We start from the raw sequence: 13513 nt of genomic DNA on the forward strand, positions 1-13513 counted from the left end.
AGGGGAGGCCCCTTTGGGTTCAGGCCCGGCCGGCGGCTCCGAACGAAATTGAGAGGCCCTTATTCTTGGCACGGATGGCGCAGGATCAGGGTAGGACCACTTCGTCAGGGTCTTCGCCCAGGCCTGCCCGGCTTTGAAACGCAGGCCCCATCTGGGAGAAAGGCGCTCCGATACAGGAGTGCTGGCCGACCATCTCGCCGTTCTTCCACACCATGACCCCGGCTTTTTCCCCCCAGCGCGCGCCGAAGGCGCGGTACACCACATAGGAAAAAGGCGGTTGATTGAACCGCAGGTAATTGCCCCCGCCTGCGGAGTACCAAAGCCTTTTGGCCACGACGGTCTGCCGCCATGCGGGATCGTCCTTGGCGCGTGGGAGCGTCATTTCCACTTTTCCAGGCTTTCCGAAGCGGTATTGCAGATGGCCCTGGCTGGTATCCAGCGATGGGGAGGCGCAGGCGGAAACCACGCGCCTGGATTGAAGTCTGCAGGCGAAGATGACGTCTTCTTCCGGCAGGCACAGGCCCCGGTCTTTGGGCGGTGCCGGTGCGGGCACCTGGGACATCGAACCGGTGCACAGCAGCAGGCCCAGCAGGGGCAGCCACCTTGAAGCTCCAGGAGGAAGCGATTGCATGGCGAATTCCTTATGGCTTCGCTTTGGCGGCCGTTTTGGCCTTCTTCGGAATGGCCATTCCCAGGTATTTCCGGCCAGCGGCGAACGCGTCCGTGAATTCCTTGAGGCCATGGGTGCCGCCGTTCACCAGTTTGCGGGCATGGACCAGGTTGTTGGTCTTCAGCGCGGCCCGAATGCCGCCTTCCTTGTTCTTGATGAATTGGGCCAGGATGGCTGCGGCGGCGGGGCCTTCGTTGGCCTGGTCCGGGTTGTCCAGCAAGTTCAATCCCAATTGCTTGCCCATCTGCTCGTAGTTGGCTCGGCCGGTCAACTGGACAAATCCACGGCCCTTGTACAGCGCGCCATCGCCCAACTGGTGGTTTCCCAGGCTGTCCGGCCGGAAATCGTATCGATCGAAAGGGTGTCGGCCCTTGGTGCCCACGGGGCTGGTGTTGTATCGGGATATTTCTTCGTCGACCGGCTGAAAGCTCGCGCTCTCGGCGCGGATGGTGGCCAGTGCCATCATCAGCATTTCCGTGTCGTTCAGCGAACGCTTCGTCATCGCGCCGAGAATCTCGGGCAGGTAGTTCCGGATGTTTCCGGTAATTTTTGTTTCCTGGATGGTCTTTTTGACGACGGGCTTGCCATTGACCATTTCCCGGGTCTTGAGGGTGGTGCGCTTGATCCGGTCGACCCCTCCCGGCACCATGGTGGACGCCAGCACGTACACCTCGTTCGACAGCGATGCGACCAGTTTCTTTTCTTCCAACTGGGCCTGAACCAGGAACTGGAACAGGGTATCTGCATTGTTCAGTTGGTTATCCGGGTCCGCTTCTCCGTAGAAGAAGGTGTTTTCGATGCTCTGCAAGGCGGTGGCGAAGGGCTGGTCCCATCCGCCTTCTTCCGGCAATTCGGTCTTCTGGGGCAGGTACCCCTTCCGGATGAACGCATTCAGATGCCGGCGCAGCAGCCGCATGTCTTGTGGATGGTTTTTCTGGCCAGGTCCCACGGTGGATCGGAGAACCGCTGGTTCACTCATTTTCTGACTCCCTTTTTGAATATTCTTGTTTTGCATTCCTGCCGCGCGCCGAGGCGGGTGGATGCTATTTTTTGGTGTCCGTGTCTTCTGGTTCCGAAGCCGGCGGTGGCGGCGCGGGCGGCGGCTCCCCCCCCTTGCGCCCCGAGAACATCGTCCACCACACAATGGCGACGAGAACGACCAGCGCCAGCAATGCTTCAAGCAAAATCAGCCCCATGAAATTCCGTCTCCTGCGCCTTGTGACAACGGCGCTGATTGTAGGAACCCTGGTGGCCTGCTCCACCACGCCCCTGCCGCCTTCCACGCCTTTGCCTCCCGGTGTCTCGCTGCCGGGCGTGCCGGGTGCCCCGCTGCCGCCCGAACCGCCCGGGCCGCTGCCGCCCCCGATGGCGCAGCCGAAAAGCCGCTGGATACCGGTGCATTGGGCGGAATTGCCCGGTTTTGCCGAAGATTCCCTGCACGAAGCCTGGAACGCCTGGATCAAGAATTGCGAGCGTCCCGCGCCGGCCTTCGCGCCGCTGTGCGGCGAGGTGCGCCGCCTGTCCATCGCCAGCGCCGACGAGCAGCGCGCCTGGATGGTGGCGCGGCTGCAGCCCTACCGCATCGAGGCCGCCGACGGCGCGGTGGACGGCATGCTCACCGGCTACTACGAGCCCTATCTGGATGCGGCGCGCCAGCCCGGCAACGGCTTCAACGTGCCGCTGTACCGGCTGCCCGCGGGGTACGGCACGCGCAAGCCCTGGTACACGCGCCAGCAGATCGACACGCTGCCCGAGGCGCAGGCGGCGCTGGCCGGCCGGGTCATCGCGTGGGTGCGCGATCCGGTCGAGGCGCTGGTGGTGCACATCCAGGGCTCGGGCCGGCTGCGGGTGCAGGAGGCCGATGGCACGGTGACGCTGCTGCGCGTGGCGTTCGCCGGCACCAACGACCAGCCCTACCAGAGCGTGGGCCGGTGGCTGCTGGACCAGGGCCTGGTGCGCGATGCGACCTGGCCCGGCATCCGCGCCTGGACGCTGCAGAACCCGCAGCGCGTGCAGGAGATGCTGTGGGCCAATCCGCGCTACGTGTTCTTCCGCGAAGAGCCGCTCAACGCCATGGATGCCGGCTTCGGACCGAAGGGCGCGCAGGGCGTGGCCCTCACGCCGGGCCGCTCGATCGCGGTGGACCGCCAGAGCATTCCCTACGGCACGCCGGTGTGGCTAACCTCCACCGGCCCGCAGGTGCAGTTGCAGCGCCTGGTGATGGCGCAGGACACGGGCTCGGCCATCGTGGGCGCGGTGCGGGCCGATTACTTCGCGGGCTGGGGCCCGGAGGCGGGCGAACTGGCGGGGCGGCTCAAGCAGGGCCTGCGGCTCTGGGCGCTGTGGCCGCGCTGACGCCCGCGCGTTCACGACGTTTCAGCACGTTTCAGCCGGCCTCCCCGCGGCCGGCTGGGAAGGCCCTCCACAATGGGGCGTGACAGGCCCTTCGTGGCCTGGCCAGGATGGTGGCCTCACCTCACCCCACTCCCAAGGAGAACCGCATGACCGCTGACCGATGGCTGCGCACTGCCGCGCATGGCACCCTTCCTTTGCTGGCCGCCCTGCTGGGCGCCTGTGCGCCCCTGGGCTCGACGCACGCGCAGGCCCCCGCGGGACCGGACCTGCGCGCCGACACCGCCGCCCGCTTCCTGGCTTTCGCCCCGGCCAGGAACCCGGAACTCGCGATGACCGACGCCCCCGCGCTGGCCTTCGGCGTGCGGGTGCCCGGCACGTCCGCCGCGGCGCCGTTCACCATGACGATGGACACCGGCTCGACCGGCGTCGTCGTCTCGGCCACCGACCTGCCCGGTTTCTCCGAGCAGGAGGCCGAGTCGGGCGTGAAGGGGTGGGAGTTCCTGTCCAGCAGCAAGCGGCTGTGGATCGGCCGCTGGGTGCCGCGGGAACTGGTCTTTCGCGATCCCGCCGGCGGCGAGGTGGTGGCGCGCGTGCCTGTGCTGGCGGTGCAGGAAGAGATCATCTGCCCCGGCTGGAGCGAAAAGGCCAACGTGCCCACCTGCGAAAAGCCCGAGAAGACCACCGCCCAGCCGCGCGGCATCGCCTACATGGGCGTGGGCTTCGGGCGCGAGCACGACGGCCAGCCGCAAGGCACGCCGGACAAGAACCCGCTGCTGAACATCGTCTCCATCGACGGCCAGCCCGTGGCGCCCGGCAGCATGCGCAGCGGTTTCATCGTGACGGCCAAGGGCGTGCACGTGGGCCTCACGCGCGCCAACACCGCGGGCTTTTCGTACGTGAAGCTCCAGGGCCGCAGCCTGAACGCCGCGGGCCAGCCGGCCTCCAGCGACCCGCGCGACTGGCCCCAGGCGACCATGGCCGTTTCGGTGAACGGCGCGGCCTCGCAGACGGGCGCGGTGCTGGTCGATACCGGTATCGCGCAGATGTACCTCACGGTGGCCAACCCGTCGGCACTGCCGACCACGGCCATTCCCAATCCGAGCCTCAAGGGCGCCATGGCCACGGGGCTGGTGGCCGGCACGTCGGTGCAGGTGTCGTTCCCCGACGATGCCGCGCCCGTGGCGCAATACACCTTCCAAGTGGGAACGCCCCAGGCCCCCACGGCGGTGATCGTCACCCGCCCCTCGGCGCAGGCGTTCGTCAACACCGGCCGGCACCTACTGCGCCAGCATGACGTGCTGTTCGATGCCGATGGCGGCTGGTTCGGGCTGCGCCGCAGCGAGTGACTCCGCGATGCCGGGTTCAAGCCTGGCGCGGACCGGTTCCAGTGGCAACACGCTGCATGTCGAATCGCAGCGGAAAGTCGGTCAGTTGGTGGCCCGATGCATCCCGGACCTCGTAGCGGACGTTGGGATTGCCGCTGAATGGCACATCCCAACGGTCGTCAGCGTACTTCACACTGTCTCTGATGACATCATCGGGAGCGCGGAGCCTCTGGGCTTTGAACTGCTCCGCGATCGGCGATCGATTGTCGATCAGGGCTTGTTGCCGCAGTGCCTCGATGTCCAGGGGTGCGGCCTGCGTGCCCGCAGGCTTGGTATGGGCGACGCCACCACCTGACGCACTCAGCAACTTGCGGTGCATGGGGAGTGCGTCCTGAACGAGGGTCGGAGATGCGAAGGTGGCCCAGGGGTCCACCACGATGTCGTGCTCGCGTTTCTTTCCCCGGATCACGACGAACGTGTGATTTCCGTTCTCCCCGCCATCCACGATTTCGATTCGGGCGTTCTTGAGTGCGGGATTCTGCGAAAGCAGTTGATAGGCCAGACCGGCGTGTGCATCACAGTTGCCACCTTGAAACTGAATGGCCTTGGTCGCAAGGGTGGTGGGATTTCCGGTATTGGAATGCGACAGGGACGACCGAAGGACGCTGTCTCCAGCAGTGGCTGCGATGTCTTTGATCTGGTTGCCGGTACCGTCGGGCATCAGCGCTTTGACCAGGTCGATGGCCTCCCGTGCTGCGGCCAGATGCGCGGCAGTTTCAGGCGATATGGACCGCAGTTGGTGCTTCATATCGGGCATCTGCGTTTTGACGCCAGGATGCGTTGTGGACAGCGCATTGGCTCGGCTCAACTGGTCTGGTGAAAGCTCAATGAATTGGTCGGAGCGCAACAGGCCCGGGAGCAGTTCCTTTGCTGGAACCAGGACGGTGTTCTGGGCATCATCGAACGTGATGTAGGTATGGAGCCGATGAGGTTCTGATGAAAGAGGCGACGCGTTATCTACTTGCTTGAGCAACGGGGTCGCGCCGTCAAGCAGGCGTCTCCTGGCGGCCTTCGCCTCGGACATGTTGCTGTCGAGCCATGCCCTTGGGTCAGGCTCAGGTACTTTGCTGGACGAGCCCCACCCCATGAATCCCCGCATGGTGCCGAGCACGGAAGAATCCGATGCCGAATGCAGGCTGGGCGGCAGAATGTCGCTGCGGGGCCGTATGCCGCCACCGGAACTGGGATGGCGCGGGCTCCCGCCTGCCAGGGCGTGGGGTGCATTCCCGCTGGACGACGCGCCGCGCTGCGACGTCTTGGGTGGGGCCTCTTCCTGCGCAGTCGCGCCTCGGGGGCTCTTGGCGTGGGAAAGGTGGCTTAGCTTCATGGATCTCTTCCCTTGGCGATCCTGCCACCCACCGTCAGGCGGCAGTTTGCAGGTGAGGCCAGGATAAAGCGGACGCCAGGAAGCGAAACCGTGCCCACCGAAGCATTGCAAGGGCGTGCGAACCGATTCGCCCGGGCTGCAGTGGCCTGCGGGGTGCGGCACTGCCCGAAGGATCGTGTAGCCTGCATTTCCCATCAAACACTCGCCAGGGAAGGAGACCCCATGCCCATTCCGCTTCGCGCAGCGATCGCCTGTGCCACCGCGCTGCTCGCCTGCGGTGCCGTGCCCGCGCAGACGCCGTTGCCCACCGCCGCCGCGGCCACCGCCGGCCCCTCGCTGCGCCCGGGCACTGAATCGCGCTTCATCCGCCTCCATTCCCCGCCGGGAGAGGGCTGGTCTGCCCCCATGACGGCTGCGCCGCGGCTGCGGTTCGAAGTCCGCATGCCGACGGACACCGGCGTGCTCGCGCCCCCCCGGCCCTTCATCGTCACCCTGGACACGGGCTCCACCGGCGTGGTGATTTCCGCGGTCGATCTGCCGGGTTATTCGCGCAACGAGGAAGCGCGCCAGGTCAACGAAGGCTGGGAATACCGCTCCAGCAGCCGGCAGCTGTTGATCGGCCACTGGGTGGTGCGCGACGTGGTGCTCAACAGCGGCTGGAACGAAGTGATTGCCCGGGTGCCCGTGCTCGCGGTCGAAAAGGAAATCATCTGCCCGCGCTGGGACGAGAAGGCCAACCGGCCCGACTGCGAAAATCCCACCTACACCACGGAAAGCCCGGGCGGCATCGCCTACATGGGCGTGGGCTTCGGGCGCGAGCACGATGGCCAGCCGCAGGGCACGCCCGACAAGAATCCGCTGATCAACATCGCCGAGATCGACGGCAGCCCCGTCGCCCGGGGCGCGGTGCACGGGGGCTACATCGTGACCAAGCACGCGATTTACGTAGGCCTCACGCCCGACCAGGCCAAGGGCTTTCGGTTCATGAAGCTGGAGCCCGGCAGCCTGCTCGCGAATGGCCAGCCGGCGTCCAGTGATCCCCGTGACTGGCAGCAGGCCACCGTGGCCGTCTCGGTGGATGGCGGCGCGCCCGAAACCGGTCCCGTGCTGGTGGACACCGGCATCGCGCAGATGTACCTCACGGCCGCCGACCCGTCGGCCCTGCCCACGGCGCAGATCGCCGATCCCACCCGCCGGGGCCGGCCGGTGACGGGCTTGAAGGACGGCACGCGGGTGCAGGTGATGTTCCCCGGCGCGCAGGCGCCCGTGGCGCAGTACGATTTCCGCGTGGGGGATGCGGACGCGCCCCAGTCCGTGCTCGTGAACGCGCCGGGCCGCTTCACCTTCGTGGGCCGCCCCGCCTTCATGAACACCGGGCGCTACCTGTTGAAGCAGTTCGACCTGCTCTACGACGCCGAGGGCGGATGGTTCGGCCTGCGGCCCTCGCGGCGGTGAGCGCCTTGCAGGGGCGCTGAGCCGGGGCGCCCTCAGCGCTCCAGCTCGACCAGGTAGCGCGACACCACCGGCGGCGCCTCGCCCGTGTGGAAGGCCAGCTTGCGGTCGCGCAGCGCCACGTCGGAGGCGGTGACGCGGTCGAAGCGGCGCAGGTGCTCGGTCCACGACTCGTCCACGATGCGCTCCACGTAGCGCGAGGGGTCGGCGATGTCGTGCTGCAGCTGCCAGTCGAGCGCGCCCTGGCGCAGGCGGCTGCGGCGGCTTTCCTGCATCAGCGCCCGGAATTCCGCCGCCCGCGCGGGGTCGATGTGGTATTCGATCGTGACCACCACGTGGCCGCGTTCGGGCGTGGTGGGTGCCACCGGCAGCTTGAAGGCGGTCGAGGGGCTCAGGTCTTCTTCCATGGTGCGGTCCACCACCCAGCGCTGCACCAGGGCCATGGCGGCGGTGCCGGTGAGCGCGGCCAGCGCCAGGCTCATGTGGACGGTGGTGAGCGAGGCCACCTGGCCCCACAGCGCTGCGCCCGCCGCGGTGGCGCCCATGATGGCCATCTGGTAGATCGACATGCCGCGCGCGCGCACCCAGTTGGGCAGCGCGAGCTGGGCCGACACGCTGAGCGAGTTGGCCGTGGTGATCCACGCCATGCCGCCCAGCACCATGGCGGGCACGGCCACGTACACGTTGGGCGCGATGGCGATCACGGCCGTGGAGGCGGCCTGCAGCAGCGCGCCGCGCGAGACCAGCGTGTCGCGCGACATGGCCTGGCGCAGGCGCGGCAGGAACAACGCGGCCGCGATGGCCCCGGCGCCCATCGAGGCCAGCAGCAGCGTGAAGGTGCCGGCACCGCCGCCCTCCAGGTCGCGGGCCACCAGGGGCAGCAGGGCCAGCAGCGCGGTGGCGTGCAAAAAGAAAACCGAGATGCGCCACAGCACGGCGCGCATGCGGGGCGACTCGCGCACGAACTGCACGCCCACGCGCATGGCGCTCGTGAGCCGCTCGCGCCCCAGTGGGCTGGGCACGTGCGTGCGGCGCCAGCGCATGATGGTGAAGCCCGCCACCACCGACAGCAGCGCGTTCAGCACGAACACCCAGGCGCTGCCCACGCTCGCGATGATGGCGCCGGCCAGCAGCGGGCCGATGATGCGCGAGGCGTTCATGGCCACGCCATTGAGCGCCAGCGCCGCCGGCAGTTGCTGGCGGCTGACCAGCTCCGGCACGATGGCGGCGAACACCGGCCAGCGCATCGCCAGGCCGATGCCGTTGGCGAAGGTCAGGGCGAGCAGCAGCGGCGCCGTCATGCCGCCCATCAGGATGGCCACGCACAGCACCAGCGCCACCACGGCCACCCAGAACTGCGTGGCGATGAAGTAGCGCCGCCGGTCCAGGATGTCGGCCAGCGCGCCGCTGGGCAGGCCCAGCAGGAACACGGGCAGGGTGGAAGCCGTCTGCACCAGCGCCACCAGCACGGGCGAGGTGGTGAGCGTGGTCATGAGCCACGCGGCCGCCACGTCGTTCATCCACATGCAGGTGTTGGCGGCCAGCCAGGTGAGCCAGAGCATGCGGAACACGGGCACCTGCAGCGGCGCGAACGGCGAGAGGCTGGCGCGCCGGGCGGCGTCCTGGTCCAGCTGCGCAGCGGCCGCGGCCTCGGCGGTGTGCGCCTGGCCCGCGGCGGCGGTGGCCGGGGGACTGTCGTCCAGGGGCGGGAACGGGGTGGGGCGGGGCGGGCTCTCGTGGGGCGGCAAAGGGGGCATAGATGGTCTCGATTGTGCGCAGTGCGGGCGGGGCGTGCCGGGCGGGGCGCCGACGTCCCGGATGGCGGCGCGGAAAAGCGAGCCGACGGGCTTGAAGCCGAAAAGGCCTCCAGCGCAATCGGTACTAGGGCATTGCGCTATTGTTTTTGTAGCTTATTGCCGGTGGAGCCGAGGTGCGCTAGCGGCAGGGCGCCGCTGGCCTTGACCTCGCCCAGCGAGAAGCTGGTGTGCATGTCCTTCACGTTCGGCAGGTTCAGCAGCACGTTGCGGGCGAAGTGCGAGAAGCTGTCCAGGTCGCGCGCCACCACCTGCAGCTCGAACGTTCCCGTGCCGCTGATGTAGTGGCAGGCCACCACCTCGGGGATCTGGGCGATGGCGGCCTCCATCTCGCGCGTGAGGCCCCCGGTGCTGCGGTCGGCGTCCAGCCGCACGAAGGCCAGCACGCCCAGCCCGATCTTGTGGCGGTCGATCTCGGCGTGGTAGCCCTTGATGAAGCCCGACTCCTCCAGCGCGCGCACGCGGCGCCAGCACGGCGCGGCCGACAGGCCCACCCGCTGGGCCAGCTCGGCGTTGGTCAGCCGGGCGTCGGCCTGCAGCTCGCCGAGGATCGCCAGGTCGAATTTGTCCAAAGTGTTCATTCCGTGATTATTTTGCGAAAGATCCTTTCTAAAGCGAGGGTAAACACGGCATGAAAACGAAAGGACATATCCGGCCGTCCTGCCTACACTGCCCTGACAAGGCGGTGCGTCCGAGCCCAGGGCACCCCGCTGAAACCGCGCTCACGAGGCGACGGCCAACGACCCCACTGGAGATTCCCCCGATGAACGCCCCCCTGCCCGAGCCCATTCGCCGCGCCATTGAAACGGTCACGCTGGATGACAACCCGCACTGCGGGTTGCGCCACAAGTACGTGGGGGGCGGCGCAGCCGCACGCTGCGGATTTGGCATCGAGCGTGCTGGCGAAGGAGCCGTGCTATGAACGCCCCCCTGCCCGAGCACATCCGCCGCGCCATTGAAACGGTCACGCTCGAAGACAAATACGCCCTAGATCAAGGCCGTGCCTTCATGAGCGGCGTGCAGGCCCTGGTGCGCCTGCCCATGCTGCAGCGCCAGCGCGATGCGATCGCGGGCCTGAACACCGCGGGCTTCATCAGCGGCTACCGCGGCAGCCCGTTGGGCACCTACGACCAGGCGCTGTGGTCGGCCAAGAAGCACCTGGCCAAGAACCACATCGTGTTCCAGCCCGGCGTGAACGAAGAGCTGGGTGCCACCGCCGTGTGGGGCACGCAGCAGCTCGACCTGTACCCCACGACGAAGAAATACGACGGCGTGTTCGGCATCTGGTACGGCAAGGGCCCGGGCGTGGACCGGTGCTCGGACGTATTCAAGCACGCCAACATGGCCGGCACCTCCCGGCACGGCGGCGTGATCGCCATCGCGGGCGACGACCACATCAGCAAGAGCAGCACCGCGCCGCACCAGAGCGACCACATCTTCAAGGCCTGCGGCCTGCCGGTGTTCTTCCCGAGCAGCGTGCAGGACATCCTGGACATGGGCCTGCACGCCTTCGCCATGAGCCGCTTTTCGGGCGTGTGGTCGGGCATGAAGACCATCCAGGAGGTGGTGGAGTCCTCCAGCAGCATCTCGGTGGACCCGGACCGGGTGAAGATCGTCCTGCCCGAGGACTTCGCCATGCCGCCCGGCGGCCTGCACATCCGCTGGCCCGACGCGCCGCTGGAGCAGGAGGCGCGCCTCATGGACTACAAGTGGTACGCGGCGCTGGCGTACATCCGCGCCAACAAGCTGAACTACAACGTGATCCAGGGCCCGCAGGACCGCTTCGGCATCATCGCGAGCGGCAAGGCGTACAACGACACGCGCCAGGCGCTCATCGACCTGGGGCTGGAGGACGACGTCTGCCGCCAGCTGGGCATCCGCCTGCACAAGGTGAACGTGGTGTGGCCGCTGGAGGCCACCATCACCCGCGACTTCGCGCAAGGCCTGCAGGAGATCCTGGTGGTGGAGGAAAAGCGCCAGGTCATCGAATACCAGATCAAGGAAGAGCTCTACAACTGGCGCGCCGACGTGCGCCCCAATGTGCTGGGCAAGTTCGACGAGGTGGAGGGCGACAACTCCGGCGGCGAATGGAGCATGCCCAACCCGAGCCAGAACTGGCTGCTGCGCCCCAAGGCGGACTTGACGCCCGCCATCATCGCGCGCGCCATCGCCAAGCGCCTGAAGAAGCTGGGCGTGCCGGCCGACATCGTGGCCCGCATGGATGCGCGCCTGTCGGTGATCGATGCGCGCGAGCGCGGCCTGGCCGAATCCAAGGTGGACACGGGCGACCGCACGCCGTGGTTCTGCAGCGGCTGCCCGCACAACACCAGCACCCGCGTGCCCGAGGGCTCGCGCGCGGTGGCCGGCATCGGCTGCCACTACATGGTCAACTGGATGCCCGACCGCAACACGTCCACCTTCACGCAGATGGGCGGCGAGGGCGTGACCTGGGTGGGCCAGCAGCCCTTCACCACGGAAAAGCACGTCTTCGCCAATCTGGGCGACGGCACCTACTTCCACAGCGGGCTGCTGGCCATCCGCCAGAGCATCGCGGCGGGCACCAACATCACCTACAAGGTGCTCTACAACGACGCTGTCGCCATGACGGGCGGCCAGCAGGTGGGCGAGCGGCCCGAGGGGCACTCGGTGCTGCAGATCATGGCCAGCCTGAAGGCCGAGGGCATCGCCAGGCTGGTGATCGTGACCGACGAGCCGGCCAAGTACGACGGCGTGGCGCTGGCCGAGGGCGTGACGGCGCACCACCGCGACGAGCTGGACCGGATCCAGCGCGAGTTCCGCGAGATCCCCGGCTGCACGGCCATCATCTACGACCAGACCTGCGCGACCGAAAAGCGCCGCCGCAGGAAGCGCGGCACCCTGGCCACGCCCAGCAAGACCGTGGTCATCAACGAGCTGGTGTGCGAGGGCTGCGGCGACTGCTCGGTGCAATCGAACTGCCTGTCGGTGGAGCCGCTGGAGACCGAGTTCGGCCGCAAGCGCCGCATCAACCAGAGCACCTGCAACAAGGACTACTCGTGCGTGAAGGGCTTTTGCCCGAGCTTCGTCACCGTCGAGGGCGGCACGCTGAAAAAACCCAAGAAGGAAAAGAAGGGCGACCTCTCCGCGATGCCCCCCATTCCCGAGCCGGTGCTGCCGGTGGCCGAGAGCGCCTGGGGCATCGTCGTGGCCGGCGTGGGCGGCACGGGCGTGATCACCATCGGCTCGCTGCTGGGCATGGCGGCGCACCTGGAAGGCAAGGGCGTCATCACGCAGGACGCGGCGGGCCTGGCGCAAAAGGGCGGCGCGACCTGGAGCCACATCCAGATCGCCAACCGGCCGGACGCCATCTACACCACCAAGGTGGACACGGCCAAGGCCGACCTCATCATCGGCTGCGACTCCATCGTCGCCTCGCACAAGACCACCATGGCCGCGATGCAGCCGGGCCGCACCTTCGTGGCGCTCAACACCCACGGCTCGCCCACCGCGTCGTTCGTGCACAACCCGGACTGGCAGTTTCCGGGCACCGACTGCGACACGGCCATCGCCTCCGCCGTGGGCGAAGAACTGCTGGCCAGCTTCGATGCCGAGGAGGTCGCCATGCAGATGCTGGGCGACAGCATCTACACCAACCCCCTGATGCTGGGCTACACCTGGCAAAAGGGCCGCGTGCCGCTGTCGCATGCCGCGCTCATGCGCGCCATGGAGCTGAACGGCGTGCAGGTGGACAACAACAAGGCCGCCTTCGAATGGGGCCGCCGCTGCGCCCATGACCTGGCCGCCGTGCAGGCCCTGTTCAAGGCCGCGCAGGTGATCCAGTTCGTCAAGAAGCCGGGCCTGGCGGAAGTGGTGGCCAAGCGCGAGCAGTTCCTCACCGGCTACCAGAACGCGGCCTATGCGGCCGAGTACAAGGCCTTCGTGGAGAAGGTGCAGGCCGCCGAGGCGCGCACCGGCGGCAAGGGGACGCGCCTGTCCGAGGCCGTGGCCCGCTACCTGTTCAAGCTCATGGCGTACAAGGACGAGTACGAGGTCGCGCGCCTGCACACCGATGCGGCGTTCACCGCCAAGATCGAGGGCATGTTCGAAGGCGACTACAAGCTGGTGCACCACCTGGCGCCCCCGCTGACCGCGAAGAAGAACGACAAGGGCGAACTGCTCAAGCAGCCCTTCGGCCCGTGGATGCGCAAGGCCTTCGGCGTGCTCGCCAAGCTGAAAGGCCTGCGCGGCACGGCGCTCGATCCGTTCGGCCGCACCGAGGAGCGCCGCACCGAGCGCGCCCTGATCGCCGAGTACCGCGCCTGCATCGACGAGCTGCTGGCCGGCCTGACCGCCGACAACCTGCCGCTGGCCGCCGACATCGCCCGCATTCCCGAAGACATCCGGGGCTACGGCCACGTGAAGGAGCGCCACCTGAAGGCCGCCCGCGCCAAGTGGGCGGTGCTGATGAACCAGTGGCGCCACCCGCAGGAGGCGCTGCGCCAGACGGCCTGAGGGGGCGAAAGCCCCTTTC

Annotated in this window: 11 protein-coding genes; 5 read left to right on the forward strand and 6 right to left on the reverse strand. The window is 67.7% G+C overall.

The window, feature by feature from the left end:
• Positions 1–85: 85 nt before the first annotated feature.
• The 3 genes from AVAK2825_RS16250 to AVAK2825_RS16260 all read right to left on the reverse strand — a co-directional run bounded on the left by AVAK2825_RS16250 (position 86) and on the right by AVAK2825_RS16260 (position 1866).
• The gene (locus AVAK2825_RS16250; protein WP_284400732.1) at positions 86–562 is read right to left on the reverse strand and encodes a hypothetical protein; all 477 of its coding nucleotides are present in this window, start codon (positions 560–562) and stop codon (positions 86–88) included.
• A gap of 79 nt (positions 563–641) precedes the next feature.
• A complete protein-coding gene (locus tag AVAK2825_RS16255) occupies positions 642–1649 on the reverse strand; it encodes a glycoside hydrolase family 19 protein (RefSeq protein WP_284400734.1) in 1008 nt (335 codons plus the stop codon).
• A 64-nt stretch (positions 1650–1713) separates the two neighbouring features.
• Positions 1714–1866 carry a hypothetical protein gene (locus AVAK2825_RS16260; protein WP_284400737.1) on the reverse strand — a complete coding sequence of 51 codons (153 nt, stop codon included), beginning with the start codon at positions 1864–1866 and terminating at the stop codon, positions 1714–1716.
• On the opposite strand from AVAK2825_RS16260, the gene mltA reads away from it, so the two are divergent.
• Positions 1865–3025 (forward strand): murein transglycosylase A, encoded by a 1161-nt coding sequence (mltA, locus tag AVAK2825_RS16265; protein ID WP_502870554.1) that lies wholly within the window; start codon positions 1865–1867, stop codon positions 3023–3025. The genes AVAK2825_RS16260 and mltA overlap by 2 nt on opposite strands.
• A gap of 146 nt (positions 3026–3171) precedes the next feature.
• A complete protein-coding gene (locus AVAK2825_RS16270; RefSeq protein ID WP_284400739.1) occupies positions 3172–4371 on the forward strand; it encodes a hypothetical protein in 1200 nt (399 codons plus the stop codon).
• 16 nt (positions 4372–4387) lie between these two features.
• Here the strand turns inward: AVAK2825_RS16270 and AVAK2825_RS16275 are convergent, their stop codons facing one another.
• On the reverse strand, positions 4388–5737 hold the full coding sequence (locus AVAK2825_RS16275; protein ID WP_284400740.1) for a hypothetical protein: 1350 nt from the start codon (positions 5735–5737) through the stop codon (positions 4388–4390).
• 222 nt (positions 5738–5959) lie between these two features.
• Between AVAK2825_RS16275 and AVAK2825_RS16280 the strand changes: the two genes are divergently transcribed.
• Positions 5960–7192 carry a hypothetical protein gene (locus tag AVAK2825_RS16280; protein WP_284400742.1) on the forward strand — a complete coding sequence of 411 codons (1233 nt, stop codon included), beginning with the start codon at positions 5960–5962 and terminating at the stop codon, positions 7190–7192.
• A 32-nt stretch (positions 7193–7224) separates the two neighbouring features.
• Here the strand turns inward: AVAK2825_RS16280 and AVAK2825_RS16285 are convergent, their stop codons facing one another.
• Together AVAK2825_RS16285 and AVAK2825_RS16290 are read right to left on the reverse strand one after the other, a co-directional pair.
• On the reverse strand, positions 7225–8946 hold the full coding sequence (locus tag AVAK2825_RS16285; RefSeq protein WP_284400744.1) for an MFS transporter: 1722 nt from the start codon (positions 8944–8946) through the stop codon (positions 7225–7227).
• Between the two features lie 137 nt (positions 8947–9083).
• Positions 9084–9584, reverse strand: a complete 501-nt coding sequence (locus tag AVAK2825_RS16290; protein WP_284400746.1) for an Lrp/AsnC family transcriptional regulator — start codon at positions 9582–9584, stop codon at positions 9084–9086.
• 182 nt (positions 9585–9766) lie between these two features.
• Here AVAK2825_RS16290 and AVAK2825_RS16295 point away from each other — a divergent pair, with 182 nt between their 5' ends.
• The gene (locus AVAK2825_RS16295) at positions 9767–9925 is read left to right on the forward strand and encodes a hypothetical protein (RefSeq protein WP_284400748.1); all 159 of its coding nucleotides are present in this window, start codon (positions 9767–9769) and stop codon (positions 9923–9925) included.
• Positions 9922–13494: an indolepyruvate ferredoxin oxidoreductase family protein gene (locus tag AVAK2825_RS16300; RefSeq protein WP_284400750.1), complete on the forward strand. Its 3573-nt coding sequence runs from the start codon at positions 9922–9924 to the stop codon at positions 13492–13494. The genes AVAK2825_RS16295 and AVAK2825_RS16300 overlap by 4 nt, the downstream gene beginning before the upstream one ends.
• Positions 13495–13513 lie beyond the last annotated feature (19 nt).

Source organism: Acidovorax sp. SUPP2825 (assembly GCF_030158995.1).
Taxonomy (GTDB): Bacteria; Pseudomonadota; Gammaproteobacteria; order Burkholderiales; family Burkholderiaceae_C; genus Paracidovorax.

Excerpts from the sequence above, each read along its gene's own strand:
- AVAK2825_RS16260 (WP_284400737.1), bottom strand. The coding sequence starts at position 1,866 with ATGGGGCTGATTTTGCTTGAAGCATTGCTGGCGCTGGTCGTTCTCGTC.
- AVAK2825_RS16300 (WP_284400750.1), top strand. The coding sequence starts at position 9,922 with ATGAACGCCCCCCTGCCCGAGCACATCCGCCGCGCCATTGAAACGGTC.
- AVAK2825_RS16250 (WP_284400732.1), bottom strand. The coding sequence starts at position 562 with ATGTCCCAGGTGCCCGCACCGGCACCGCCCAAAGACCGGGGCCTGTGC.
- AVAK2825_RS16285 (WP_284400744.1), bottom strand. The coding sequence starts at position 8,946 with ATGCCCCCTTTGCCGCCCCACGAGAGCCCGCCCCGCCCCACCCCGTTC.
- AVAK2825_RS16275 (WP_284400740.1), bottom strand. The coding sequence starts at position 5,737 with ATGAAGCTAAGCCACCTTTCCCACGCCAAGAGCCCCCGAGGCGCGACT.
- AVAK2825_RS16255 (WP_284400734.1), bottom strand. The coding sequence starts at position 1,649 with ATGAGTGAACCAGCGGTTCTCCGATCCACCGTGGGACCTGGCCAGAAA.
- mltA (WP_502870554.1), top strand. The coding sequence starts at position 1,865 with ATGAAATTCCGTCTCCTGCGCCTTGTGACAACGGCGCTGATTGTAGGA.
- AVAK2825_RS16270 (WP_284400739.1), top strand. The coding sequence starts at position 3,172 with ATGACCGCTGACCGATGGCTGCGCACTGCCGCGCATGGCACCCTTCCT.
- AVAK2825_RS16295 (WP_284400748.1), top strand. The coding sequence starts at position 9,767 with ATGAACGCCCCCCTGCCCGAGCCCATTCGCCGCGCCATTGAAACGGTC.
- AVAK2825_RS16290 (WP_284400746.1), bottom strand. The coding sequence starts at position 9,584 with ATGAACACTTTGGACAAATTCGACCTGGCGATCCTCGGCGAGCTGCAG.
- AVAK2825_RS16280 (WP_284400742.1), top strand. The coding sequence starts at position 5,960 with ATGCCCATTCCGCTTCGCGCAGCGATCGCCTGTGCCACCGCGCTGCTC.